Origin of the sequence: Halobellus ordinarius (genome assembly GCF_031823395.1) — an archaeon.
GTDB lineage: Archaea > Halobacteriota > Halobacteria > Halobacteriales > Haloferacaceae > Haloquadratum > Haloquadratum ordinarius.
In genome coordinates, this window is record NZ_JAVQKJ010000007.1 from 77,660 (window position 1) to 103,602 (window position 25,943).

The 25,943-nt window shown below is 64.4% G+C and carries 26 protein-coding genes; 11 read left to right on the forward strand and 15 right to left on the reverse strand.

The features are described from left to right. Nucleotides 1-65: 65 nt before the first annotated feature. From mptA to RJT48_RS11385, 6 genes are all read right to left on the reverse strand, one after another. On the reverse strand, nucleotides 66-995 hold the full coding sequence (gene mptA, locus RJT48_RS11360) for a GTP cyclohydrolase MptA (protein WP_311172398.1): 930 nt from the start codon (nucleotides 993-995) through the stop codon (nucleotides 66-68). A gap of 102 nt (nucleotides 996-1,097) precedes the next feature. Next, nucleotides 1,098-3,245, reverse strand: a complete 2,148-nt coding sequence (locus RJT48_RS11365) for a PAS domain S-box protein (protein ID WP_311172399.1) — start codon at nucleotides 3,243-3,245, stop codon at nucleotides 1,098-1,100. A gap of 91 nt (nucleotides 3,246-3,336) precedes the next feature. Continuing rightward, complete coding sequence (locus tag RJT48_RS11370) at nucleotides 3,337-3,729, reverse strand: DUF7124 domain-containing protein (RefSeq protein ID WP_311172644.1); 393 nt, start codon at nucleotides 3,727-3,729, stop codon at nucleotides 3,337-3,339. A gap of 269 nt (nucleotides 3,730-3,998) precedes the next feature. Continuing rightward, nucleotides 3,999-4,226, reverse strand: a complete 228-nt coding sequence (locus tag RJT48_RS11375) for a DUF7979 domain-containing protein (RefSeq protein WP_311172400.1) — start codon at nucleotides 4,224-4,226, stop codon at nucleotides 3,999-4,001. 145 nt (nucleotides 4,227-4,371) lie between these two features. After that, nucleotides 4,372-5,610 carry an NAD(P)/FAD-dependent oxidoreductase gene (locus RJT48_RS11380; RefSeq protein ID WP_311172401.1) on the reverse strand — a complete coding sequence of 413 codons (1,239 nt, stop codon included), beginning with the start codon at nucleotides 5,608-5,610 and terminating at the stop codon, nucleotides 4,372-4,374. Nucleotides 5,611-5,772: 162 nt separating this feature from the next. Continuing rightward, the gene (locus RJT48_RS11385) at nucleotides 5,773-6,597 is read right to left on the reverse strand and encodes an NAD(+)/NADH kinase (RefSeq protein ID WP_311172402.1); all 825 of its coding nucleotides are present in this window, start codon (nucleotides 6,595-6,597) and stop codon (nucleotides 5,773-5,775) included. A 192-nt stretch (nucleotides 6,598-6,789) separates the two neighbouring features. Here RJT48_RS11385 and RJT48_RS11390 point away from each other — a divergent pair, with 192 nt between their 5' ends. From RJT48_RS11390 to RJT48_RS11400, 3 genes are all read left to right on the forward strand, one after another. After that, nucleotides 6,790-8,157: a KaiC domain-containing protein gene (locus RJT48_RS11390; RefSeq protein ID WP_311172403.1), complete on the forward strand. Its 1,368-nt coding sequence runs from the start codon at nucleotides 6,790-6,792 to the stop codon at nucleotides 8,155-8,157. A 333-nt stretch (nucleotides 8,158-8,490) separates the two neighbouring features. Then, entirely contained in the window at nucleotides 8,491-9,858 is a 1,368-nt protein-coding gene (locus RJT48_RS11395; RefSeq protein WP_311172404.1) for a glycine cleavage T C-terminal barrel domain-containing protein, read from the forward strand. A gap of 285 nt (nucleotides 9,859-10,143) precedes the next feature. Further along, on the forward strand, nucleotides 10,144-10,809 hold the full coding sequence (locus tag RJT48_RS11400; RefSeq protein ID WP_311172405.1) for a helix-turn-helix domain-containing protein: 666 nt from the start codon (nucleotides 10,144-10,146) through the stop codon (nucleotides 10,807-10,809). A gap of 200 nt (nucleotides 10,810-11,009) precedes the next feature. On the opposite strand, the gene phoU is transcribed toward RJT48_RS11400, so the two are convergent. The 5 genes from phoU to RJT48_RS11425 form a co-directional block, all read right to left on the reverse strand. After that, complete coding sequence (gene phoU, locus RJT48_RS11405) at nucleotides 11,010-11,687, reverse strand: phosphate signaling complex protein PhoU (RefSeq protein ID WP_311172406.1); 678 nt, start codon at nucleotides 11,685-11,687, stop codon at nucleotides 11,010-11,012. A 90-nt stretch (nucleotides 11,688-11,777) separates the two neighbouring features. Beyond that, a complete protein-coding gene (pstB, locus tag RJT48_RS11410) occupies nucleotides 11,778-12,662 on the reverse strand; it encodes a phosphate ABC transporter ATP-binding protein PstB (protein ID WP_311172407.1) in 885 nt (294 codons plus the stop codon). A 2-nt stretch (nucleotides 12,663-12,664) separates the two neighbouring features. Further along, nucleotides 12,665-14,314, reverse strand: coding sequence for a phosphate ABC transporter permease PstA (pstA, locus tag RJT48_RS11415; protein WP_311172408.1), 1,650 nt, complete (start codon nucleotides 14,312-14,314; stop codon nucleotides 12,665-12,667). Between the two features lies 1 nt (nucleotide 14,315). Next, a complete protein-coding gene (pstC, locus tag RJT48_RS11420; RefSeq protein ID WP_311172409.1) occupies nucleotides 14,316-15,275 on the reverse strand; it encodes a phosphate ABC transporter permease subunit PstC in 960 nt (319 codons plus the stop codon). Between the two features lie 102 nt (nucleotides 15,276-15,377). Further along, a complete protein-coding gene (locus RJT48_RS11425; protein WP_311172410.1) occupies nucleotides 15,378-16,433 on the reverse strand; it encodes a PstS family phosphate ABC transporter substrate-binding protein in 1,056 nt (351 codons plus the stop codon). A 369-nt stretch (nucleotides 16,434-16,802) separates the two neighbouring features. Here RJT48_RS11425 and RJT48_RS11430 point away from each other — a divergent pair, with 369 nt between their 5' ends. Beyond that, nucleotides 16,803-17,804: a PhoU domain-containing protein gene (locus RJT48_RS11430; RefSeq protein ID WP_311172411.1), complete on the forward strand. Its 1,002-nt coding sequence runs from the start codon at nucleotides 16,803-16,805 to the stop codon at nucleotides 17,802-17,804. Nucleotides 17,805-17,823: 19 nt separating this feature from the next. On the opposite strand, the gene RJT48_RS11435 is transcribed toward RJT48_RS11430, so the two are convergent. Beyond that, entirely contained in the window at nucleotides 17,824-18,198 is a 375-nt protein-coding gene (locus RJT48_RS11435) for a 30S ribosomal protein S8e (protein ID WP_311172412.1), read from the reverse strand. Between the two features lie 474 nt (nucleotides 18,199-18,672). Here RJT48_RS11435 and RJT48_RS11440 point away from each other — a divergent pair, with 474 nt between their 5' ends. Next, nucleotides 18,673-19,188, forward strand: coding sequence for a DUF5813 family protein (locus RJT48_RS11440; protein ID WP_311172413.1), 516 nt, complete (start codon nucleotides 18,673-18,675; stop codon nucleotides 19,186-19,188). A gap of 107 nt (nucleotides 19,189-19,295) precedes the next feature. On the opposite strand, the gene RJT48_RS11445 is transcribed toward RJT48_RS11440, so the two are convergent. Together RJT48_RS11445 and RJT48_RS11450 are read right to left on the reverse strand one after the other, a co-directional pair. Beyond that, entirely contained in the window at nucleotides 19,296-19,526 is a 231-nt protein-coding gene (locus RJT48_RS11445) for an Lrp/AsnC ligand binding domain-containing protein (RefSeq protein WP_311172414.1), read from the reverse strand. After that, a complete protein-coding gene (locus RJT48_RS11450) occupies nucleotides 19,526-20,209 on the reverse strand; it encodes a potassium channel family protein (RefSeq protein WP_311172415.1) in 684 nt (227 codons plus the stop codon). The genes RJT48_RS11445 and RJT48_RS11450 overlap by 1 nt, the downstream gene beginning before the upstream one ends. A 106-nt stretch (nucleotides 20,210-20,315) precedes the next feature. Between RJT48_RS11450 and RJT48_RS11455 the strand changes: the two genes are divergently transcribed. Both RJT48_RS11455 and RJT48_RS11460 read left to right on the forward strand, forming a co-directional pair. Beyond that, nucleotides 20,316-20,549: an Lrp/AsnC ligand binding domain-containing protein gene (locus RJT48_RS11455; protein WP_311172416.1), complete on the forward strand. Its 234-nt coding sequence runs from the start codon at nucleotides 20,316-20,318 to the stop codon at nucleotides 20,547-20,549. A gap of 98 nt (nucleotides 20,550-20,647) precedes the next feature. Next, on the forward strand, nucleotides 20,648-20,968 hold the full coding sequence (locus RJT48_RS11460; protein WP_311172417.1) for a DUF7991 family protein: 321 nt from the start codon (nucleotides 20,648-20,650) through the stop codon (nucleotides 20,966-20,968). A 23-nt stretch (nucleotides 20,969-20,991) separates the two neighbouring features. Here RJT48_RS11460 and tmk read toward each other — a convergent pair whose 3' ends face one another. After that, nucleotides 20,992-21,597 carry a dTMP kinase gene (gene tmk / locus RJT48_RS11465; protein WP_311172418.1) on the reverse strand — a complete coding sequence of 202 codons (606 nt, stop codon included), beginning with the start codon at nucleotides 21,595-21,597 and terminating at the stop codon, nucleotides 20,992-20,994. Nucleotides 21,598-21,703: 106 nt separating this feature from the next. Between tmk and RJT48_RS11470 the strand changes: the two genes are divergently transcribed. From RJT48_RS11470 to cofC, 4 genes are all read left to right on the forward strand, one after another. Continuing rightward, complete coding sequence (locus tag RJT48_RS11470; protein WP_311172419.1) at nucleotides 21,704-22,630, forward strand: complex I NDUFA9 subunit family protein; 927 nt, start codon at nucleotides 21,704-21,706, stop codon at nucleotides 22,628-22,630. Nucleotides 22,631-23,133: 503 nt separating this feature from the next. Continuing rightward, on the forward strand, nucleotides 23,134-24,315 hold the full coding sequence (locus tag RJT48_RS11475) for a tubulin/FtsZ family protein (protein ID WP_311172420.1): 1,182 nt from the start codon (nucleotides 23,134-23,136) through the stop codon (nucleotides 24,313-24,315). Then, entirely contained in the window at nucleotides 24,284-25,069 is a 786-nt protein-coding gene (locus RJT48_RS11480) for a hypothetical protein (RefSeq protein WP_311172421.1), read from the forward strand. Before RJT48_RS11475 ends, RJT48_RS11480 begins: the two co-directional genes overlap by 32 nt. A 19-nt stretch (nucleotides 25,070-25,088) precedes the next feature. After that, nucleotides 25,089-25,760, forward strand: a complete 672-nt coding sequence (gene cofC, locus RJT48_RS11485) for a 2-phospho-L-lactate guanylyltransferase (protein WP_311172422.1) — start codon at nucleotides 25,089-25,091, stop codon at nucleotides 25,758-25,760. The last annotated feature ends 183 nt before the right edge of the window (nucleotides 25,761-25,943 follow it).

Here is a 25,943-nt window from a genome sequence, read left to right on the forward strand (position 1 = left end):
CCCGTAATACGGCCCAAGCGGCTGACTTTCACGCCGTACCCACGGTCCGAGCGAGCGACCGTCGATTACTGGCCGTTCAGTTCGGCGCGCAGTTGTTCGAGCGTGACCTCACGCTCTGCGTGGGCGTTGTGCTGGTGGATCGACTCGTCGTTCGACTGCTTCATCCGCACGACGGCGTCGTCGGCGAGGTGGTCGAACTCGTCGACGACCTGTTCGGCCATCGAGCGGACGCAGTCCTCGACGAACTTCGCGTTCGCGTGCGAGTGGTACGTCATGAAGTCCTCGTCGGGGCGCTTCGCGAGGTTGTAGATCCGGGCGGACATCGAGTCGCGGGCGATCTCGACGATCTCCATCAGGTCGACGTCCGGCGAGCCGTCGGCCGTGACCGTCAGCGTCGCGTGGCCGCGCTGGGAGTGTCCCGGCTGTGGGACCTGTTCGAGGAACTCGTCGATCGTCTCCTCGTCGACGTCGAGATCGTGCATCACTTCGCGTGCTCGGGAGGCGGACATCCCCTGCGAGCACGGACAGACCGTCATTCCGACGACCTCGGCGCCGATCTCCTCGCGGGTCCCCTCCTCGGTCGCCGTCGCGCTGGCGACGATGGTGATGGTGCTCTGGGTAGGCAGTTCGCTCGCAGGCGTGTCCTCGCGAACAACGAAGTCCGCCGTCATCCGGACCTCGGCGGTCGAGGTGTACTCGTGTTTCTCAAGTAGCCGTTCGGCGGCGTCGCCGCACATATCCTCGACGCGGTACGCCGGCTCCGAAACCGCAGATTCGAGCGTCTCGTCGATGACCTGCATATTCCGGCTCATATCGATCCCCTTCCGACCGCTCGGAAGGTCGACGAACACCTCGAAATCGGCCATCAACACGAGCGGCCGTTTCCCGTCGCGTGCGATCTTGACAAGTTTCTCGACGTCGGTGACACCGACTTGGCTCAGCCCCACCGTCACGTCGGGCTGGCCCGCCTGTACGTCAGGCAGCTGGTGACTCATTGTCATTCTCGAAGGACGCAGTTTGATTAACGCTTTCGTTACCTGAATCCTGCGAGGACTCGCTTTTGAGAGCCTGAAACGCCCAGATACGAAGGGATGTATTTAGCTATCGGCCGATTCCACCTTCGGGAGCTCAACGAAGAAGACGGCTCCCCGCGGATCGTTGTCCTCAACCCACACGTCGCCCCCGTACGCCTCCACTAACGTTTCGACGAGATAGAGGCCGATCCCGGTACCCGAGCTTTCCAGTCCCTTCTCGCCTTTCCCGAAAACTCCCTCTTTCTGTCTGTCGGGGATGCCTGGCCCGTTGTCCGCGATGCTGATGAGTGCCGTCTCCGGCCGTTCCTCCACGGCGACGTCGACTTCGGGGATCGTCGAGTCGTTGTGCTGGATCGCGTTGGTCAGCAGGTTCCGGAAGACGGAGTCGAGCATCTCGTCGGCGACGACCGATATCTCCGGGACCGACCCGGTGACTGTAATGGCCGCGCCGGAGTGCTTCGAGCGGACCTCGTCGAGTTCGCTCTCAAGCGACTGCCAGAGGTCGACGCGGTGCCGGTCCCGATCTGCGGTCAGCATCACGTCGGCGATATCCCGCGCCGTCCGGGTTAGTTCGACCGCGTGATCGGCGCTCTGTCGGATCGTCTCGACGTATTCTTCGCCTTCTTCGTCGACGTGTTCCCCCAGGAAATCGGTGTACGCGGTCACCAGCTGCAGGTCGTTTCGAATGTCGTGACGCAACACCTGATTCAGGATATCGAGGTTGTCGCGCTGCTCTTTGAGCCGTTGTTCGGTCTCCTTGCGTCTGGTGATGTCCTGCAGCACGCCGTCGAAAACGGTTCCCTCCTCGGTTTCCCGCGCGATCGCGGTGACGGCGGCCCAAAGCTCCTCCCCGGAGAGCGTCCTGAGTTTGAGTTCCGCCTCCGTGACCGCCCCTTCCTCGCGGAGTCGCTCGCTGAACGCCTCCCGCTCCTCGGGATCGACGTAGAGGTCACGCACCGGCTGCTGTCTGAGTTCCGCCTTCGAGTCGGCGTCGAAGATGTCGGCCATCGCGTCGTTCAGGAGCGTAAACGTTCCGTCCGATCCCGGGGTGTTCTGGTAGACGCCGATCGGGAGGCTCTCGACCAGGCGCTCGTAGCGCTCCAACGCCCGTTCGTCGCTTTTCCGCTCGGTGATGTCCTGGATGATCTTGTGGACGTGTCGATCTCCCGAGTCGTCCTCGGAGACCGACGCTGTGATAATTACGTCCGCAATGTCGCCGTCGAGCGTTTCGAGCCGCGTTTCGCGGCTGACGTGGTCCGTCTCTCCCTCGAACAGCGCCTCGAGCAGTTTCGTTCGCTCGCTGGGGTCCACGTAGAAGTCGGCGAAGCTGTGCTCGTGCAGCTGTTCGGCCGATTCCGCCCCCAGAAGTGACACGAGTGCGGGGTTGACGTACTCGAAGCCACCTTCGGCGGACGGATCCGTGCGGGCGACGCCGCTCGGGACGGTTTCCAGTAGTTCGTGGGCGAGTTCCAACTCCGCTCGGTCCTGGCGCTGTGCCGTTATGTCCGCCTGAAACCCGACGAAGTTGACCAACTCGCCCGTCTCGTCGTGCACGGGTGCGATCGTCACGCGGTTCCAGAATTCGCTTCCGTCGTTCCGGTAGTTGCGGAGTTCGACAGTACCAGGCTCTTCGGCGTCGATCGCTTCCCGCAGTTCGGCGACCCGCGCGGGGTCAGTCTCCGGTCCCTGGAGGAACCGGCAGTTGCGGCCCAGTGCCTCTCCCGCCGAGTAGCCAGTCAGGCGCTCGAACTCGTCGTTCACGTACACGAGCGGGTTGTCCGCCTGCGCCGGATCCGTGATCGTGATCCCGATCGGCGCCTCGTCGATCGCGCGGGCCTTCCGCTTGCGGTCCCGGCGCTCCTCGGTCTCGTCTTCGATCTCGGTCACCCTGACGAGAAGCAGGTCGGCCGCCTCGACCGTGATCGACGACGGGCGCAACTCGACGGGAACCGACTCCGCCGCCCGCAACCGACAGTTGATGGGTTCATCGTCGGTCGCGGCCACGCCCAGCCGATCCAGTAGCCCCCCGTCCCCGTCGCGGATCGGCACCACGTGGTCGGTGACGTCCTGGCCGCGACACTCCTCGCCGCCGTGTAACTCCCGATACCGACGGTTGCAGTCCCGGATCGTCCCCGTCTCGGGATCGACGATCGCGAGTCCGTCGGGCGCGTCGTCGAACGCGGCCCGATACGCGGCGCGTGGTAGCTCCATACTTCAGGCTACGCGGTGCTGGAATTAAGGGGTTCGGAACGCCACAACCCTCCCATCGCCGACGGGCCCGGCGCCGACAGCGACGGCGCCGCTACGGCCAGTCGTCGCGCTCTTCGGACTCGAAGGGATCCGCCGCTTCCGACTCCCCGGCCAGTTCCCAGCCGGCGGCCTCGGCGGCGTTTTCGAGCGGGAGATACTCCCATCCCACCGACTCGGCGATTTCGGCGTCCTCGTCGCTCGTCCCGACGAGGACGTGTCGGTCGGTGTCGAACTGCTCTTTGACGTTCGTGAGACTCTCTGCTACCCCGCGCGGTCCGGAAAAGAAATCCTGTCGAACTCGGTGTTTCCGGGTGAAGTTCGTGACGACGTACGTCGGTTTCTCGCTGACGACGCCGACGTATTCGGTCCACTGGCGTGCGTCGTTGAACACCGCGTTCGGATCCGCGAGGCTCTGGAGTGCCTCCAGCTCGAACGCCAGCGTCATATCCGCGTCCCCACCGGGGCCGCCCGACGCAGAGGGCTCGTCGCTCATACCAGCCTGTATCGCTCACTTGCCGAAAACCCCATCGGTCCGGATCGCTCACTCGCCGAACTCCCACAGGTCCGGATCGCTCACTCGCCGAACTCCCACAGGTCCGGATCGCTCACTCGCCGAACTCCCACAGGTCCGGATCGCTCACTCGCCGAAAACCCCACCGATCCGGCTCCCTCGGCTCCGCAATCGAAGAGCGGTGTCGCGATCGAGACTCAGCCTCAGCGAACCCGGTAGTACTTGGTGAATCGGACGACGTCGCCGCTGTCGAGCCCGTCCATTTCGGGCGAGTGCGCTGATCCGTCGACGGCCGCCAGGAACGCGCGCCGATCGTCGGCCGACAGCTGATCGAGATCCCGGACGCGGTCGGTCGGGTCGATAGCCGCCGGGCGACAATCGACGAGCGTCCCCCCGTCGAGCGCCTCCGGACTTCGAATAGATCGTGACATACGAGAACGAATAACACGGTCGAAAATAAAGGTTGTGGCGAATCGACAGACGGTGTCGGGATCCTGCGGATCTGAGCTGGGATCTCTCAGACGGAATCTATGGAACAGTCGGATCTCCCTGCCGCGAGCCGAGAGCGACGCGACGCTATTCGGTGGCTTCCAGGGAGAGTTCGTCGAGCTCGAAGGTCTCCTGCATCAGGACGTCCTTCTGGTCGGCGACGACCCGTCCCTCGCGCATCAGCTTCTTGTACTTCGACTGCGGGGAGAGGTCGCCGATGAGGACGCCGCCGACGATCCGGCCGTCTTTGAACGCCAGCCGACGCCACTCCGTGTCGGAGTACTTCGCTTCGGCCTCGTCGTCGCCGAGCGTCGGGTGGCCGAAGGAGAGGAAGGGGAAATCGAAGTGCGTAATCGAGTACGAGGAGACCCACTCGAACGGTTCGGAACCGTAGTCGACCATATTCTGCGCCGCGATCGACCCTTGCTCCTTCGCGGAGCCCCACGCGCCGTTCTGCGCGCGCTCGCCGAGGATGAGGTCGTGGAACTCCGTGATGTCTCCGGCCGCGAACACGTCCTCGTGGTTCGTCCGCATGTACTCGTCGACGATGATACCGTCGTCGCACTCGATCGGTGTGTCCTGTATGATTTCGGTGTTGAAGTTCAGGCCGATCGCGATCCCGACGAAGTCCGCGTCGTACTCGTCGCCGTTGGGGTCGACCGCGGTCGTCACGTGGCCGTCGTCGTCGACCTCGAAGTGGTCGACGCCCGACTGGAAGACGGGGTCGACACCGCGCTCCCGGAGCGCCTCGTGGATGATCTCCGCTCCGTCTTCGGAGAGCGCGTAGCGCCACCAGCAGTCCCCGCGCATCAGATACTTGCCGTCGACGCCCTGTGCAGCGGTGATCGCCGCGAGGTCGATTCCGAGCAGGCCCGCCCCGACGACGACGGAGTTGTCCGCCTGCTCGATGTGGGATTTGATCGCGCGGGCGTCCTGGAACGTCCAGAAGTGATGAACCCCCTCGGCGTCGGAGTTGTCGACGGGGAGCTGTGTCGGGGTTCCACCCATCGCGACGAGCAGTTTGTCCCACGAGAGCACCTCGCCCTCGTGCGTCTCGATGGTGTGGCCCTCGACGTCGATATCGACGACGAGCGTGTTCAAGCGGAGGTCGATGTCCCGGTCGTCGTACCAGGATTCCTCGTGGATCGAGATGGGCGCTTCCGGGAGTTTGCCTTTGGCGAACTCCTTGATCAGAATCCGGTTGTACAGGGCTTCGCCCTCGTCCGTAAGCACGGTGATATCGGCGTTGGGCTCCTCCTCGCGGAGGGTCTCGGCGGCGGAGCTCCCCGCAACACCGTCGCCGATGATCACGTACGACTGGGTCATATCGATCGATTCGGGTTCGGGGTTAATGTGGATTGCTATACGTTCGGCTGGACGTGCGTGTAATTATTACACATACCGCTACCGGGATCTGCTACCACAGCCCCCGACCAGTGCGGTTCCCCCGGACGATCACAGCTCACGTCCCCGGTCCGTACGACAGTCTTACTCCAGTTTGCCGAGCGCCTCGAAGAAATCGGTGGCCGGGCCGGCCATCCGTACCGGCTCATCGGCGAGCTCGACGGTTATCGACGCCGGCGGCTCCAGATACTCGCGGATGCGACCGTCGACGACGACGACCGCCTCCGGGGTTTCCTCGACCGTGAGCGAGACCGTCACGTCGCGGTCGACGACGAGCGGGGGCATCCCCTCCCCGGCGGCCATTTCGGTGACGACGAACCCCGAGACGCCCGGGTGGATCAGCGGGCCGTCCTCGCTGAGGTTGTACGCGGTGCTGCCAGTCGGTGTCGAAATCAACACTCCATCGGCGTGAGCGTCAGCGTACGTCGAGTCGTCGATCCGCACCTCGATCGACGCGCCGCCGCCGGGACCACGCTGGGCGCCCTGAACCACGACTTCGTTGATCGCGGGCGGGAGTGACCAGCCGTCGCCCCGCACCCCGAGCCGCGGCACCGTCCGCGTTGGCACCCGGCCGTCGGTCCGGAAGCGCTCTACCTCCCTGAGAACGGCCTCGACGGCCTCGTCAGGAGCGACAGCGTTGAGAAAGCCGACCTCGCCGAGGTTGACGCCGATGATGGGCGTGGTCTCGGCGCCGTGGGCGGCGAAGAGGAAGGTTCCGTCACCGCCGATGCTCACCACGAGGTCCGCTGCGTCGAACTCGTCGACGGAGCGGCCAGGGACGCCGAGTTCGGCAGCCGTCGCCGCGTCGAGCCACACCGTGACGTCCTCGGCACGGAGCCGGTCTCTGAGCCGCTCTGCGAGGCTCGCGGTCCGGTCGTTGCCCCACTGTGCGACGATGGCCACCTTCATCTGTCGACGGATTCACCGCGCCGCGCAAAAAGGGCTCCGTCACGGCGCGGCGACTCCTGACCGCCACGGGCAACATTCAAAGCCTCGCCTCCCGTCGGGTAGGCCAAGGGAGATGGTCCAGATCCGGAAGCGCCTGGGGGGGCGGAGTCGAATGCCGGTGCTGTCCCTCGAACCGAGAGGCGGGTGAAAAGCGTGAGTGACGACGATGACTGGTTCGAGCGGGCGCTTCAGGAGGAAGACGATGCCGACGCCGCCGACGAATCTGGAGCCACCGACGAATCTGGAGCCACGGACACGACTGCGGATGCCAGGGATACACCGGACAGCGATGAGGCCGCAGACGCCGGCGAGAACGCAGCCACCGACGAAAGCGCAGCCACCGACGAGAGCGCAGCCACCAGCGGGACCGCAGCCACCGACGAATCTGGAGCCACGGACACGACTGCGGATGCCAGGGATACACTGGACAGCGATGAGGCCGCAGACGCCGGCGAATTCGCGGACGCGGAGGCCGATGACGGGGGCGCTGGCGCGTCCGCCGGGGGCGATACCACGGATAACGCCGGTAGCGCCGACGCGGAGGGGCCCGAATCGGACGCCCGTAGCGAGGCTGGCGACGACGACACCGAGAGCCCCTTCGAGGAGGACTTCGGCTCTGCACTCGCGGACGCTCCGGACCCGGGGGTCCCCGGAAACTCGGGCGACCCCGACCGGACGGTAGTTGGCTCGTCCGGCGGGGCCGACACCGCGGGGCCGGGAGGCGAACAGCCGTTCGATCTCTCCGGCGGCGACGACGACTTCGGCTTCGCCGACTTCGGAGATTCGGGAGCCGAGGACTTCGAGGAGGCGGAGTTCGACTCCGATCTCGATCGGATCGACATCGGGATCGACGGCCTCGATCAGATGATCCTCGGCGGTGTCCCGATTCGCTCGCTGATGGTGGCGATCGGTTCCGCCGGGACCGGGAAGACGACGTTCGGGCTCCAGTTTCTGAACCACGGGCTCGAAAACGGCGAGAATGCGGTCTACATCACCCTCGAAGAGAGCAAAGACCGGATCGTCGGAACCGCCGAGGAGAAGGGCTGGTCCTTCGAGAAGTACGTCGAGGAGAACCGACTGGCCGTCGTCGACATCGACCCCGTCGAGATGGCAAACAGCCTCGACAGCATTCAGAACGACCTGCCCGGCCTGATCGAGGAGTTCGGAGCCGATCGACTGGTGCTCGACTCCGTCTCACTGCTGGAGATGATGTACGAGAGCGCCCCGAAACGCCGGAGCCAGGTGTTCGGGTTCACTCGGTCGCTGAAGAACGCCGGAATCACCACGCTTCTGACGTCCGAGGCGAGCAAATCGAACTCCTACGTCTCCCGCTTCGGGATCGTCGAATACCTCGCCGACGCGGTGTTCGTGCTGCAGTACGTTCGCCCGAACGACTTCCGGGAGACGCGACTCGCAATCGAGATTCAGAAGATCCGGGACGCGAACCACTCCCGGGAGACCAAGCCCTACGAACTCACCGAAGATGGAATCAGCGTCTACCGACAGGCGAACATCTTTTGATACCGGTCACTCACCCGAGCGCACGCTGTCTGTGCGATTGCGTGAACGAAGACTCGCAAACGCTACTACGGTAACGGGCCGAAGAGGTCAGGAACGCACGAAATCCCCCAATCCGGTATAAGTGGGTTAAACGCTTAAGATACAGAGCAATACGGGTACGGGTCCTCTGATCGATATATGGCACAGCGGAACCACACCGACGACCGAGCCAGAGCGACTGAATCGAAATTCTACCTCCCCGCCGGGGTCGGCCCGTCGTTTATAAGCAGCCGGCTCGAGGGTATCTGGGCGACGCTATTCAACCATCAGGTCGGACCGCGGAAGTAGATTCTAATGTCGGAAGACCAACAGCATCCGAACCACCCCAGTGTCGACCAATCGAATCGGACCGTTCCCAGAAACCTCCGTCAGACAGGCGACGCAGACGTTGACCTCCTGATCTCCACCCGGATTCGGAAATCACCGTTTTGGCACCTCTCCGTCGAGGAGGGGTGTCGGCAGGCGACGGTCTACAACGATATGTACCACCCTCGCGGGTACATCGACCCCGAAGAGGGAGGACTGGAAGCCGAGTACGAACACCTGGTCAACGACGTCACGCTGATGGACGTCGCGGTCGAGCGGCAGATTCGTGTCGCGGGGCCTGATGCCGAGGCGTTCGTCAACTGCGTCATCACGCGGGATGCGACCGACATCGAGACGATGCGAGGCAAGTACGCCATCTGCTGCAATCAAGAGGGCGGGATCCTCAACGACTTCGTCCTGTTGCGACCCGACGACGACGAGTTCTGGTTCTCCATCGCCGACTCCGACCTGCTGCAGTGGCTGCAGGGGGTCACATTCGGAACTGACTTCGAGGTCGACATCGACGAGATCGACGTCTCGCCGATGCAGATTCAGGGTCCGAAATCGCTCGACGTGATGGAGTCGCTCATCGGTGACGCGGTCGAGGACGTTCCGTACTACGGACTGCTGGAAGCGACGGTCGCCGGTGTCCCGGTGTTGGTGAGTCAGACGGGCTTCTCCGGAGAGGCAGGGTTCGAGATATACGTCCGCGAGGCGTCGAAGAACGCCGAAGCAGTGTGGAATCCGGTACTCGAAACGGTCAAAGCCCACGGCGGTGCCGCGACAGCGATATCCCATCAACGACGTATCGCTGCCGGAATCCTGTCGTTGGGGCAGGACATGGACCACGAGACGTCGCCGTTCCAGGTCAATCTCGGCTATCAGGTTCCCGACGACAAGGACGCCGAGTACGTCGGCAAAGCGGAACTGGAACGCCAGAAGGAGGCCATCGAGAACGGTGAGTTCCCGTTCACGCACAAACTGGTCGGCCTGAAGATAGCCGGCGAACCGATCCGGGACTACCCACCGGACTTCTGGCTCGTCTCGGACCCGGAGACCGGCGAGGAATGTGGCTACCTGACGTCGGCGTGGTGGAATCCGGAGCTCGAGACCAACATCGGGCTCGGATACGTGCCAGCGGCGAAACTGCAGGCCGCGACCGACGTTCCGCTCGACGACTCGATATACGACGCGGATGTCGACGTGGAGTTCGAGGTACACCTCCCGGACGAGTACGCTGAGGAACCCGGAGAACCCGTATACGCGACGGTGGCGACGGTTCCGTTCAAAGAGTCGGTCAATCCCAGCGCTCGCGAACAGGCCAAGATTCACGCCAGGGACGATATGGACGAGTGATACTGATCACTCTCACTCTTTCCCCCCGAGCGCCGTCAAAGGGGGTTGGGCTCGTGGGGAAGAGCCGAGAGTCATCAGTATGAGAGCCGTTGCTCCGGAGGCGGGCGGTGACGGTCTCGGCAGAGCAGGACGCGACTCGCGTGCCCATTCTAAGACCAACCGACTCGGTTAAGCCGCCACACGGCCACAGTACGACCACGGTAGCAAGTATCGCAACCTGGAGTCTCACCCCCACAACGCCCGACTGGATGATTTCCTACACGAACACTACTACCCGACAGAACAATGAGCGATATTAAAGCGGTCGTCCGAGCCAAACATCCGGATATAGTGCTCACAGGGGCCGTTACTCACGACCGAAGTTCGAAGGTCACGTCGGTCTCGGAGGCCGGAACTGACCCAACGTCGGGAAAGTTCTTCTATCGTATCGAATCGGCTGATTTCGACCGGTTCGAAGACGGATTACGGAACGATCGGACCGTCGGTGCATTCGAACGAATCATCGAGACCAGAGACGAGGAGGCGATCTACAGCTTCGAGTATACGGACGAAGCGAAGGTCCTCTCACCGGTGGTTTCGGCCGCGAACGGTGTCATCCTCGATATGAAGAACGACGAGAGTGCCTGGATCCTGACGATATGGATGCCCGAACGAACGGATCTGGTCCACCTCTGGGACTACGCACAACAGAACGACATCGATATCGACTTACTGCGCGTCAACGAATACGACGGCCTGGGCAATACGGACGCTGGGTTGACCGATAGCCAACGGGAAGCACTCCTCGTCGCATTCGAGACAGGGTACTTCGAGGAACCACGGAACGCAACGCTCGGCGAACTCGCCGCTGAATTGGATATCTCACAACCTGCAGCCAGCGGTCTCCTTCGACGTGGAATCAAGCGACTCATCACCTCGTCCCTGCTGGATGACAGCGAAAAGCGGGATTGAGCGAGGCTACTCGGTGCAGTACTGACGATGAGCCCCTACGGGCCGCACTCTCCGGACGGCTAAGTCGTCCTAAGCCTTTGGTGAAACTACCTCCTTCTGACGGACTCTCCGACGGCCTCATAGTGTTTACTCTCACTGTTTACCGCCGGGCGCCACCCCCGTTGGCGGCACCCGGCGGTAAGAGACGAGAGTAGACACTATCAATACAGGAGTTCGGCGTCGTCTTCGATCATGTACAGCGTCCGCGCGGCGATGTTGACCGCGTGGTCGCCGACGCGTTCGAGATCGCGGATCGTGAGCAGAAGCCGGGAGATGTCGCCCATATACGCTTCCGCGTCGGCGGTCCGCTCGCCGAAGGGGTCGCTCTCGATGAGGTCGCGGACGACCGTCGCGCTCGCGGCCTCACACATCGCGTCGACCTCGTCGTCGTGTTCGGCGACCGCATAGCACGCTTCCACGTCCTCGTCGGCGTAGGCGGCCATCGCGGCCTCGAGCATCTCCAGGGTCTCGACGCCGATCTGCTGGACGTCGACCTCCGGGAAGACGTCGCGGTCGGCGTCCTCGGCGTACTGTGCGAGGTTCACCGCGAGGTCGCCGATGCGTTCGAGATCGGTGATGAGTTTGAACGACGCCGCAATAAAGCGGAGGTCGGAGGCGACCGGTTGCTGCAGCGCGATCAGGTCGACGCACTCGGCTTCGAGATCGAGGTACATCTGATTGACCTCGTCGTCGCCCTCGACGACCTCTCGGGCGACCTCGCTGTCCTTCTGTTCGAGCGCGTCGAGGCCCAAGCGGAGCCGTTCGGCGACGACCTCGCTCATATAGAGAACGTCGTCTCGGAGGCTCGCGAGCGACTCCTGATACTCCTCTCTGGGCATAACTATCGGATCACTCGATTGCGGTTTAAGGCTGTCGAGGCCGGCTTATCGGCTGACGTCGACGGCGATGAATGGATGCCCATCCATCGATCACCCGAACTTTCCGGTGATGTAGTCTTCGACTCGACCGCTCTCGGGGTTCTCGAAAATCTTTCCGGTGTCGTCGAACTCGACGAGTTCGCCGCCGGTGAGAAACACCGCCGTCTGATCCGAGATGCGGGCGGCCTGCTGCATGTTGTGCGTGACGATGACGACGGTGTAGTCTTCGGCCAGTTCCTCGATCAGATCCTCGATCTGGGAGGTCGCGACCGGATCCAGCGCGGAGGCTGGTTCGTCCATCAGGAGCACCTCCGGATCGGGCGCGATCGCTCGTGCGATGCAGAGCCGCTGCTGCTGGCCGCCGGACAGTTCCAGCCCCGATTCGTCGAGGCGGTCGTTGACCTCGTCCCACAGCGCGGCGCGCTTGAGCGACTCCTCGACCATCTCGTCGTAGTCGCCGGGCTTGTCCTGGATCTTCAGCCCGTAGGCGACGTTGTCGTAGATGCTCTTCGGGAACGGGTTCGGCTCCTGGAACACCATCCCGACGCGCCGCCGGAGCGCCACCGGGTCGACGTCGTCGTCGTAGACGTTCTTCCCGCGGAGATAGAGGTCGCCCTCTACGCGCGCGCTGTCGATGAGGTCGTTCATCCGGTTGATACACCGGAGGAACGTCGACTTCCCACAGCCCGAGGGACCGATCATCGCGGTCACGCTCTGTTCGGGGATGTCCATCGTGATTCCCGAAAGCGCCTGATCGTCGCCGTACCAGACGCTGATGTCGTCCGCCCGGACCACCGTTTGGCGGTCCCGGAAGGCGTCTGTCTCACTCGCGGTGACGCTCCCGCTGACGTCCGTCCGGATCGACATCCCATCGTCGGTCGGATCCCTCGTTCGATTCTCCTGTGCCGTCCGCTCGTCGTGTGTTTCCTTGCTCATTGTCAGTCAGTCCGTTCGAATCGGTTCCGCAGGACGATCGCGACGGAGTTCATCGCAAGCAGCACCGCAAGCAGGACAACCACCCCGGCGGGAACCGCCTTGGTATAGAAGTCCTCGCTCGCGAAGAGGGTCGACCACGCGTACACCTGCAGCGGCATCGCGCTCACCTTCGACCCGAACCCGGTCGGGAGGTTGAAGACGACGTTCGGCGCGCCGATCATAATCAGCGGCGCCGTCTCGCCGATCGCGCGGCCGAGCGCGAGAATCGTGCCGGTCAGGATACCCGGGAACGCCTCCGGCAGCACGACGTTCTTGACGGTCTGCCACCGGGTCGCGCCCATCCCGTAGGAGGCCTGCCGCATATCCGCTGGGACCGACCGGATCGCCTCGCGCGCGGAGATGATAACGATCGGCAGAATCAAGAGCGCGAGCGTCGCGCCGCCGACGAGTACCGTCCCCGCCGACCGCCCGAGGTACGTCACGAACACCCCGAGACCCAGCAGCCCGTAGACCACCGACGGCACGCCAGCGAGGTTCGAGATGTTGACGTCGACGAAGCGCGTCAGGGCGTTGTCCGGCGCGTACTCCTCCAGGTACACCGCCGCACCGACGCCCAGCGGGAACGACAGCGCCGCGACCGTCACCATCAGGAGGATCGAACCGCCGATGGCGGGGTACAGGCCCGCTGCCTCGGCGGTGCCGCTGTGGGCCCCAGTCAGGAATCCCCAGTCGACCCACGACTGCGGCCCGGCGAACCCGAGGGCGTCGACGGCCGCGGCGCCGACCAGTGCCCCGCCGACGACCGTCGCGGCGAACGCCAGTCCCAGCGGCGACCCCTCCTCGGCTGTCGCCCCGCGCCAGGCGTACGTCACGGTGGGCACGAACGCGACGCCGGTGATCACGACCGCCGGGACCGGATCGACGCCGACGAACGGGCCGCCGAGGCCCGCAGCGACGGCTCCGAGGAGCGCCGCGCCGCCCGCGATCAGTCCTGCCTTTCGGTTCTGGACTCCGGCCACGAACGAACCGACTGCGGCGGCGGAGCCCACGCCGACGACGGCGACGACGAGCATCCAATCGAGCGGGATCACGGGGTAAAACCGGACGAACCGGACCAGACTCGGAAGTAACTGCGGGACGCCGAGGGTGTTGCCGACGGGGCCCGGCAGGCCGAAAAGCGAGAGGTAGAACGCGGCTGTCGTCGCGAGCAGTCGCGCGGTGAAGGAAATCCGGTGGGCGTACCGGGTGAGCACGACCGCGACCGCGGCTGGGACGCCGACTCCGAGCGCGACGGCGACGGCGTCGATCGGGAACACGACGTCGATCAGGAGGAGCGCGACGCCGCCGCTGAACATCAGCGAGACCACCAGCATCCCGACGAACAGGGCGCCGAACGTGAGCGCGCCGGGGTCACGACGGCGGACCATCCAGCCGACGAGCAGCGCCGGCGCGACGAGCGTGAGGAAGAAAGTCAGATGCCAGCCGGGGTCCGCTGTCAGCGGCCGGACCGCGTCGTTGGCGACGTAGACGATGAGGATCGCGAGCGTGACGATGCCGACCATCGTCGCCGCGAAGAGCAGATAGCGGAAGACGGTGTCCGCGACCCGACTCACCTGTCCGAAACTCTCGATGGTGTCGGTTCCGGCAGCCATCTCAGTACTCCTCCCGATATCGCTGTGCGACGAGGTCGCTGATGGCGTTCATTATCAGCGTGATCACGAACAGGACGAGGCCGATGGCGAACAGGCTGCGGTAGGCCAGCCCGCCCCCGGTGATGTCGCCGAGGAGCAACTGGACCATCGCGGCCGTCATCGGCAGCGACCCGTCCAGGAACGACGCGGGGTTGACCGGGTTGAGGAACTGCGCGCGCGACCCGGCGGCGATGGTCACGGCCATCGTCTCGCCGATCGCCCGCGAGAGCGCGAGGATGAACGAGGAGAAGATCCCCGACAGCGCCGCGGGGACGACGATCCCGGTCGCGACGTCGAACTTCGTCGCCCCCATCCCGTAGCCCGCCTGCCGGAGGTCGTCGGGCACGGCCGACATCGCGTCCTCGCTGATCGAGGCGACCATCGGGACGATCATAATCCCGACGACGATGCTCGCAGAGAGCATGTTGAACGTCCCGATCGACGGGAAGACGACCGACAGCGCGGGCGTGATGTAGATGAGTGCGAAAAAGCCGTAGACGACCGTCGGGACGCCCGCGAGGATCTCCAAGGCCGGCTTCAGCACCGACCGCGCTCTCGGGGTGGCGTACTCGCTGAGGTAGATCGCGGTCGCGACGCCGAGCGGGATCGCGATCACCGCCGAGCCTATCGTGACCATCACCGTCGCCGACACGAGCGCGAGGACGCCGAACTCGCCGCTCGTTATCTCCCAGGTCGTGCCGGTGAGGAAGTCGACGAGCGACGCCGTCTCCCCGGTGACGCCGAAGAGCGGCGCCGTGACCGTGAAGAACTTCGACGCCTCCGAGACGAGGAGGACGACGATGCTGACCGTCGTGACGATCGAAAGCGCGGCGCACAGAAAGAAGAACGTCCGCGTCAGGAGTTCTCTCGGCGCGTTCGCCGTCTGCGTCGTGATGTCCGTCTCCAACTCGTCCGTGCTCATCTATGTGCCTCCGTGGGAGCGCCCATCCAGCCGTGAATGCAGTCAGCCGTCGTCCGACGGCCGTGGCTGCGGTCAGTCATCGCCTGACAGCCGTGGATGCAGTCAGTCATCGTCCGACAGCCCCTCGACAGCCGCATAGATCCGCCCCAACATCTGTTCCCGTTCGGCCTCGCTCAGCGGGACGTAGCCGACTTCGTCGGCGACGATCTCCCGGCTGGTCGCGTTGTCGATCCAGAACCGGGCGAACGCCTCGACGTGCTCCTTCCGGAGCGCAGAAACCTTCGGATACGTGAAAAGCGGTCGCGAGAGCGGCGTATACTCCCCTTCGAGGGCGGTCTCCAGCGACGGCTCGACGTAGTCGCCGTCGCCCTCGCTGATCGGGACCGCCTGAACGGTCTCGTCGTTCTGGCTGTAGTACGCAAAGCCCAGATAGCCCATCGCATACGTCGAGCCGGCGACCCCCCGCAGGATGGTCCGGTCCTGCTCTGTCGGCGAGTAATCCTGCCTGTGGCCCGGTCCCTCCTCGCCGATCACGGCCTCGTTGAAGTAGTCGTACGTTCCCGACGCGTCGGAGGGGCCGTACAGTTCCAGCGGTTCGTCGGGCCACTCGTCGTTGACGTCGGCCCACGTCTCCGGGGCCGACTCGGCCGACCAGATCTGCCGGAGTTGCTCGACGGTCAGCCCCTCGCCGATGAAGTCGTTGTCGTTGTTGACGACGACGGTCAGTGCGTCGGTCGCGACCTTCAGTTCGACCGGTTCGACGCCCGTGTCGGCACACTGCTCTTCTTCCTCCGGCTGAATCGGCCGGGAGGCGTTGTTGAAGTCGGTCCCCCCCGTACAGAAGTAGTTCGCGAAGCCCCCGCCGGAGCCTGTCGACTGGAGGCTGGTGTCCACCTCGGAGTGTTTCGCCTCGAACCGTTCCGACATCGCCGTCGCGAGCGGGAACACTGTCGAAGAGCCCGCAATGTCGATCACGCCCGAGAGGGTTCCCGACCCGCTGTCGCCTCCGCCCGAACCGGCCGCTGTCGGTTCCGCAGCCGTATCGAGATTCGGATTCCGCTGGGTACACCCGGCAAGACCGAGCACGCCGAGGCCGCCGATCCCCGCGAGGAGATCGCGGCGCGAAAAAGTCCGGTCGCATCTGGGTTCGCGACTCATTATCTCTCCGTATCCGTAGGGATAATAAAACCGCTACTAATATGGCTATATAGATGAAATACCGTTCTATATTTTACCGAGCGTCCGAGGTCCCCGGTAACGTTTCCCGTGGCAGAGCCGTCCAGTTCCCGCTCCGGGTCCGGTGTACTTAACTCGAAATCGCGAAAATATCCCCGAACCCGGTGTTCTTCTCCCCTGAAAACAGATCCCGGCGTGAAGCGGCTCGGCTCGGTTCAGACTGGGCAGATCTTCCGGGTCGACGTCGCGCCGCCGTGACTTCGACGCCATACCGACGCCAGCGATGGCAGGAGATCACGGATCTATATAGATATGAGCAACTTTATATTGGGAGCTTCCCAACCGCCGGCTATGGTGGAAACCCGGAAGGTGCAGGTCACCGGCGGATCGACGTATACGGTGTCGATTCCGAAGGAGTGGGCGACTGAAAACGACGTTTCGGCCGGGAGCGTCGTCGAGTTCTATCCGGAGGGTGACTCCCTGTTTCTGGCGCCCGCAAACGGCGAGGAACGCACCGAGGGAACGCTCGACGTGACCGACCTCGAGGGCGAGGAACTCACGCGCGCGGTGATGACGATGTACGTCAGCGGTTTCGACATCATCTCTCTGCAGAGTTCACGCATCACGACCGGTCAACGGAAGACGATCAGGGAAGCGACCCAGAGTCTCGTCGGCCTCGAAGTCCTCGAAGAGACCAGAGACGAAGTGGTCATCCGCGATCTCTTGGACTCGGCGGAGCTTTCGATCCACACCGCAGTCAGGCGGATGCGGCTCATCTCGCTTTCGATGCTTTCCGACGCCGTCGACGCGCTCGCGGAACTGGACGAGGAGATGGCCCGCGACGTGATCCAGCGCGACGACGACGTCGACCGGCTGTGGATGGTGGTCTCGCGCATCTTCCGATCGACGCTCCGGACGCCGAAGGCCGCCGAGGAACTCGGCGTCACTCGGGAGGTCTGTTTCGATTACCAGTCGGCGGCCCGTCAGCTCGAACGGATCGCCGACCACGCGACGAAGATCGCACACCTCACCCTGGAGTTCGAGCAGCCGATCCCCGAGGAGGTCGTCGAGGCGCTCACGAAGCTCCGCGAGGAGTCACACTCCATTATCGACGACGGAATGAACGCGCTCTTCACCGAGGATAGCGCCGAGGCGACGGAGCTCGCGAACGACGCCCGGGAGTCGGTGCAGGGGATCGACAAACGGGCGCGCGACGTGGACGAACTGCTGCAGGAACTGGATCCGGCACGGGCGCAGCTGCTGGGGCTGATCGTCGACTCGGTCTCGCGGAGTGCCGACTACGGGGGCAACATCGCCGAGACCGCGCTCCAGAAAGCCGCGCCGTCGCCCTGACGTCGCCGTCCGACCGACGCTATTCTTCGACCAGAACGGCGTTGACCTGTCCCGTCTGGCCCGGTCGGGAGGTCACGCGGGCGCGCCCTTCGTCCGTCTCGATGATCGCACCCTTGGTGATGATGTTCCGCCGGGCGTAGTTGACGTTGGCCGGGTTCTCGACGACGTTCTCGATCGAGGCTTCGGTCACCTCGCCGTCGATGGCGACCTGCGCCACGTTCGCCGAGAGTGCCCGGATCTTGTGGTCGTCGCCGCGAGCATCGATGACCTGGAACCGCGGCTCGCCGACGGTCGTCTCGGCGGGCTGCCGGCCCAGCTGGTGGCGCTTTTTGTCGTGCGAGCGTCGGCGTCGACCGCCGGTTCGCTTCCGCTTGGAACGTCCTTGGTCCTGCATACGGGGTAACTGGCCGGGTGAGTACTTCAATCGCTCGAAGTGGGGACGTGTCGAACTCCCTCCAGCAGAGGCTACAGTCGGTCGGCTCACGCGCCGCTACGGGTTGTTGTCGTCTCGTCGCGGGGCCGGTGGCAGCAGACCGAACGAGACTGACGACTCTCCGTCGGTAGTTCCTCGAAAAGGGAGCAGCCGTCCGGGAACAGCCCGGACGGCCGCTGCCGCCCTGAATTGGTCCCCGCTGACGCTTCGGCCCTCCAGACGAAGCGTCGTTTTAGCGAACGGCTGGTAGACACTTAAACGTGCCGCACTCGGAAACGACGATTAGCTGGTTGATACGTCTACGACGCCGTGATGCGAATATCTCCTGTGAGGACGCGACAATCTCCAGGCGGCTTTTTCGACCGCTGCCTCCGACCGGACCGGGCGGGGCCCGGACGCGGGACCCTTTTGTCGTCGCGGCGTCTGTTGCAGACGATGACTGAAAGCGACGGGGACGACGCACTCGCGCGCGCTGAACGCGCCGCCGGGAGCCACGACTCGATCGAGCGCCGGGAGGATCACTACGCGGTGACGACGACAGCCTTCGAGGGGGAGATCGAACTCGGGAGCGACGAAAGCGCCGCAGTCGTTTCGCTGACTGTCCGGGTTCCGACTCTCGATGCTGTGACGGAAGACCGGGTCGCGCCCGTCGTCGAGGACGGCTGGTTCGACACCTTCGCGCTCCGGACCGAGGACGTCGACAGCGCGGTCGCTGGCTCGGATCCGGCCGTCGACGTCGATCGGGCGGCGGACTCGGTGATCGTCCGGATCACGCTCACTGGTCTCGACGCACGACGCGCAGTCGATGATGCCGTCGCGGCCGTCGAGTACGTCGAAGGGACGTACGTGCAGGGGGTGATCCCCGGCTACCAGTACACGGAGCCAGTGACGGGGCTGATCGAACAGGCGGCCGACGCTGCGGGCGGGAGTCCGGGCGGTACGCCGCTTTGATACTGATTACGTTCGTCTCTTCCCGCCGAGCGCCACCCCCGTTGACGGCGCTAGGCGGGAAAACGTGAGAGTACCCATTATGAGCGGCTCCAGTCGACGGCGGGGCGCTACTCCATCGCGATGTACGTCTGGGTGTCCTCGATCCCCCTCAGTTCGTGGATCGACGTCGCGACCGACTTCACGTCGCTCGGGCCCCCGACGTTGACTTTGACGATGTAGTCGACGTCGCCGGCGACGACGCTGACGCTCTCGATGCCGCCGTCGATCTCCGACATCTCCGATTTCAGCCGGTCGACCTCCCCGGTTGCCGCCTTCACCATCACGTAGGCGGTGACCATCAGGCCGTCCCTCCTTCGGGCGAGAGCGTCTCACCGACGATCAGCTGTCTGACCTCCTCTAAAACGTCGAAGTCCGCAATGACGGCCAGCCGATCGCCGACCTCCAAGGAGTCGTCCGAGAGTGGCAACCCCATCGGATTGTCGGCCTTCCCGAACGCGAGAACGCGGGCACTCGCGGGTAACGCTACCTCCTCGATCGTGTAGCCCAGCATCGGCGAGTCCTCGGTGACCGTCATCAGGACCACCTGAATGTGCTGGGCGACGTCGGCGATCGCCCGTACTGACCCGCCGAGCAGCGCGTTCTTCGCGCCGATCGCACCGAGGCGTTCGGGGTAGACGACCTCGTCGACCTCGTCGGCGTACTCGCGGTAGACCTCCTCGCGGTAGTCCTCGTCGACCCGGAGGACCGTCCACGTGCGGTGGTGTTTCGCGATCGAACACGCCGCGAAGTTGACGTTCAGGTCGCTCGTCAGCGCGCCGAGACCGTCGGCGTCCTCGATGCCGGCCTCGAAGAGCACCGACTCGCGGGAGCCGTCGCCCTCGACGACGTCGAACCCCAGATCGCGGGCGCGCTCGGCGTTGTCGCGGTCCCGCTCGACGAGCGTGATGGCGTGTCCCTCGTCTCTGAGGACCCGGGCGGTCCGGAGTCCGACACGACCTGCACCAATGATAACGAACCGCATACAACGACGTACGCCGCCGGGCGTGAATAATGTTTCTCCGGAACGACCGGTCGGGATTCCACCGACGGCACAAACTCTATGGGAAGGTATCACGTACCGCGACTGTATGGTCGACGCGTTCATACTGGTAAAGACCGGCGCAGGGGAGTCCGAACGGGTCCTCGACGACGTCCGCGGGCTCGCGAACGTGACCGAGGCACACGTCGTCGCGGGGGCCTACGATCTCATCGCCGAGGTGAGTGCGGATGCGGTGTACGAGATTCTCGATGCCTCGGCAAGCGGGATTCAGGGGTTGGCGGGCGTTACCGACACCAAGACCTACATCTCGATGGACGATTAACTACCGCCGGTCGGGTGAACCGGCAGCACCGCAGACTGCAATGGAGCCCCGAGACCGGGAGCCGAACGCGTAAAGTTCTCTGCCTGTCTATCCCCGGTATGGTTTCGGTCCTCGGACTCGTCCTCTTCGGGGCGGTGCTTGCCCTTCACACGCTCTTTGCGGCGGTGTTGACCCGGTTCTTCCGCCTCCGCCTGCAGACGCGCTGGGGGTACGTGATCTACTCGCTCGTGCTCATCCCCGTGGTGTTGCTCGTGACGACGCTCGTGTTCTTCGGCGTCTTCCCGATCGGCGCCGGGTTGAATCTCGGCGCGACGGCGCTGCTCGGCGCCGCCATCGGCATTCCGCTGGCGCTCGGATTCACGATCGATACGCTCTACGTCCCGGCTCCCGAGGAGTACGACCTTCCCGACCGGCAGTAGGGCGTCGTCGCAATCGTAGAGGACTACGATCGCTCGTCGTCGATCAGTTCGTCGACGCGTCGCTCGACAGTCTCGGCGACCGCCGATGGCGACCGGGCGGCATCGACCCGGACGAACCGCTCGGGGTCGGCCTCGATCAGGCGTTCGTAGTTTTCTCCTACTGCTTCGAGGTACGAGGCCCGCTCGAACTTGTTGGTCGCGCCCGCTCGCTCGGCCCCCGTCTCGGGATCGATATCGAGATAGATTGTCGCGTCCGGCGGGCGGGTGAAGGGCGCGTGGATCGACTGAATGTATTCGAGCGGGTCAAGTTCGTCGGCAAGAGGCGAATCTGCGAGCGACGCCGCCTGGTAGGCGAACCGCGAGTCGGTGTACCGATCGGAGATCACGACCTGGCCGTCGGCTAACGCGGGGCGGACGACCCGCGAGAGGTGGTCGGCGTGATCGGCGGTGAACAGAAACAGTTCCGCCAGCGGGTCGGCGTCGTCGTCCTGCATCGATCGCGTGACGCTGTCGCCGTACCACGACTCGGTCGGTTCGCAGGTGAACACCGCGTCGGGCCGTCCCTCCCGGAGCGACTCCCAGACGGTGGTTTTGCCGCTCCCGTCGAGTCCCTCCAGCGTGATGAGCATAGTTCGACGTGGCGGGCACGCTCGTTAAAACCCATTGGGTCCCGGGTTCGACGCTGATCGGACCCCGGCAATTACCTTTACATCCACCCGGAGAGTTATCACGGGTATGAAAGTACTAATCGTCGGCGGCAGCGGCTTCATCGGCAGCACGCTCTGCCGGGAACTGCTCGACCGGGACCACGATGTGACGGCGCTTTCGCGCAGTCCCAGCAGCGACGAGTTGCCGAAAGGCGTCAACAAGGTGATGGGAAACATCAGGAAGTACGACACGATCAAGGGTGCCTTCGAGGGCAAAGAGGCCGTCTACAACCTCGTCGCGCTCTCGCCGCTTTTCAAGCCGAGCGGCGGCGACGAGATGCACGACAAAGTCCACAGACGCGGCACCGAAAACGTCGTGCGCGCGGCGGAGAAGCACGACGTCGACCGGTTCGTCCAGATGAGTGCACTCGGCGCCGATCCCGACGGCCCGACGGCGTACATCCGCGCGAAGGGCGAAGCCGAGGAGATCGTCACCGACTCGGTCCTGGACTACACGATCTTCCGCCCCTCGGTCGTGTTCGGCGACGGCGGCGAGTTCGTTTCCTTCACGAAACTGCTCGCGCCCCCCTACGTCAGTCTCCTCCCCGGCGGTGGCCGAAACCGGTTCCAGCCCATCTGGGTCGGCGACTTAGTCCCGATGCTCGCGGATGCCATCGAAGCGGAGGACCACGTCGGCGAGATCTACGAGATCGGCGGGCCGGATCAGCTCAGCCTCGCCGAGATCGCCCGGCTGATCCACAGCTCAGACGGACGGTCGACCACGGTTGTCCCGCTTCCGATGGCGCTCGCGAAGATCGGCCTCTCTATCGGCGACGTGCTCCCAGGCTTCCCGATGGGGAAAGACCAGTACCGCTCGCTGCAGTTCGACAACGTCACCGACGACAACGATATCGAGGCGTTCGGGATCGGCACCGGCGAACTCACGACGCTTGACGCGTATCTGAACGGTCGGGCCGGAACGGAAAAAAGCGACACCGCCGCGGCGGCAGACTGATACTGGTTACTCTCCCTTTTTCCCGCCAAGCGAACCCCCTTGACTGCGCTCGGCGGGAAGAGACGGGAGCAATCAGTATGATACGGCGGTTTCTCTCGGCCACCGAACCGGAGTGACACGACACCCGACTATAGTAGCGTTTGCAAGTCTTCACTCACACGATCGCACGCGGTCGTGCGATCGGATGTGCAACCAGTTGCAAACGCTACTATATCTGTACTGCTCGCAGCGGCCACCAGCTACTGCGGCGGTTTCGCGTGCCGAATCAGAGACGCTGTTCCGGCCGCTCAGGGAGGTCCTCTGCCGAGTGTCTCGTTCTCTCATTATGAAGACTGATAAATGCAGCCGCCAACGGGACAGAACCGTCCCTAAGGTGTCATTAAGATGCCGCCGCTGTCGTGCGTTTTCTGTGGTTTGAGTGCCGAGCCGCCGATTTCCCCCCATCACAAGGTTTATGTCCGCCTTCGCACTGGTATACACCCAATGGCGAGGGGACCCATTATATGAAGCTTGCAATGATCGGTTTCGGGCAGGCCGGGGGAAAGATCGTCGACAAATTTGTCGAATACGACAAGCGCCACAACTCGAACATCGTCCGGGCGGCCATCGCTGTCAACACGGCGAAGGCCGACCTGATGGGACTGGAGCACATCCCGAAGGACAAGCGGGTCCTCATCGGCCAGTCGCGCGTGAAGGGTCACGGCGTCGGCGCCGACAACGAACTCGGCGCGGAAGTCGCAGAAGAGGATATCGACGAAGTACAGGGCGCAATCGACAGCATCCCGGTCCACGAGATCGACGCCTTCCTGATCGTCGCCGGGCTCGGCGGCGGGACGGGAAGCGGCGGGTCGCCGGTGCTCGCGAAACACCTCCAGCGGATCTACACCGAACCCGTCTACGGGCTGGGGGTCCTGCCCGGCAGCGACGAGGGCGGTATTTACACGCTGAACGCCGCTCGATCCTTCCAGACGTTCGTCCGGGAGGTCGACAACCTCCTCGTCTTCGACAACGACGCCTGGCGGAAGACCGGCGAGTCCGTCCAGGGCGGCTACGACGAGATCAACGAGGAGATCGTCACCCGGTTCGGCGTCCTCTTCGGCGCCGGCGAGGTCGGACAGGGCGGCGAGGTCGCCGAAAGCGTCGTCGACTCCTCGGAGATCATCAACACGCTCTCCGGCGGCGGCATCTCGACGATCGGCTACGCCTCCGAGACGGTCGAAACCGACTCCTCCGGCGGCGGGTTACTTTCGCGGATCACGGGCAGCGACGAGGACGACAACCTCGATACCGCTCACACGACCAACCGGATCACGTCGCTGGTCCGGAAGGCCGCACTCGGCCGGCTGACGCTTCCCTGCGAGATCGAAGGCTCCGAACGAGCCCTGCTGGTTCTGGCTGGTCCCCCGCGGCATCTCAACCGGAAAGGCATAGAGCGCGGGCGGAAATGGATCGAAGAGCAGACCGGTAGTATGGAAGTCCGCGGCGGTGACTACCCGATGGGAGACACGAATCGGGTCGCCTCAGTAGTGCTGCTCTCGGGTGTGACGAACGTCCCCCGAATCAAGGAGCTTCAGCAGGTCGCCATCGAAGCACAGGACAACATCGACGACATCCGATCGGAGAGCGAAGACAACCTCGAAAATCTAGTTAATGATGACGAAGACGAGCTGGAGTCGCTTTTCTAAGCTCGCGCTGGCCTGTCTCCTCGTCCTCTCCGTCGCGACGGTCCCCGCCGCTGCCGTCTCCGTGGGGGACTCGACCGTCACGAGCGACGCGGAGGTCGGAACCGAGGTCACCGCGACAGTCACGCTGACCGAGTTGTACCAGAACCCCTCACTGGAGGAGTGGACGCTCGCCGGCAACACCGAACTGACAGACGTCACCTGGACGGTCGTCTACTACGACCAGACCGGCTCGAAGGTCTCTCAGGAGTCCTACGACGGCCAGTCCTTCTCCGGCGCATCGGTCGTCGCCGACGACGGTACCAGCGAGGTCGAGATCCGCATCACCGGCACCGTCCCGGCGGTCGACGACTACTCGTACGACCCGGCGCAGTCCTTTACTGTCATCGCGCTCGAACAGACGCGTGAGGGCGGATCGACCAACGAGATCGACACCTGGTCCGCGACGCACTACACCGAGGAGAGCCGGGAGGCCCGGAACGCGATCGGCGACGCCGCCGCGGCAGTCGAGCAGGTCGACGACGAGGAAGCGGAACGACGGCTACAGAACGCCAAGGAGGCCTACAACGGCGAGGAGTTCTCCCTCGCGACCGACCTGGCCGGACAGGCCCAAGAGCAGGCGGAACAGACCCAACAATCGAACCAGCGGTTCCGGCTGGCGCTGTACGGCGTCGGCGGACTCGTCGTGATCGGTCTTCTCGTCGGCGGGTTCCTCTACTGGCGCTCCCAGCAGGGCGGTCCGGACAAACTCGGCTGATCGCCGGGCCATCCGTTCGATGCAGGTTTTGGTTCCCTACACCGGCCGCGATCCGAAGAGTAGACTCTCTGCACTTCTCTCAACGCCCGAGCGCCGCCAGTTTTCGCTCGCGATGCTCCGGGACGTCGTCGAAGCGGTCCGCGAGGCCGGCGGGACTCCCGAACTTCTCGCCCCCGATCCCGTGGTCACCGCGGACGATCCCGTCGCTAACGGGGGATCGGCGGACGTCCTCGACGGCGTCTCCGAAACCGTCGACGACAGACCGCTGACTGTCGCCGTGAACGCCGCACTCGACCGACTCGATCGAGGCCAAGCGTCGGAACTGGCGGTCGTGATGGCCGACCTCGCGCTCGCGACGCCGACGGCGCTGCGGCGGTTGTTCGCCGGCGGCGGCGACGTCGCCATCGCACCGGGGCGCGGCGGCGGGACGAACGCGCTCGTGATCCGGGACCCGGCGTTCTCGGTGGATTACCACGGCGCGTCCGTCCGGGATCACCGGGAGATCGCTGCGACGGCGGGGCTCTCTGCCGACGTCGTCGATTCGATGCGACTCGCGACCGACGTCGACGAACCGACCGATCTGGTGGAAGTGCTGTTGCACGGCCGCGGTCGGGCCCGCGAGTGGCTGGTCGACGCCGGATTCGAGATCGACGCGGACGACGACGGCCGCGTCGGTATCACCCGGTCGTGAGTCGTGCAGTGGCAGTTTGCGGCAGCTCCGACGAGAGAAGCGTGTCCTGTGGCGAACAGTCGGCACGATCACCGCTCCCCACGCCGACGTGCCGAACTATCGCTGCCCGGCGCAGGTCGATGGCTACGTCACACGACGGCTGGCCGCCCGATCGGATATTAACCTCCGGATTGGGCGTATAAT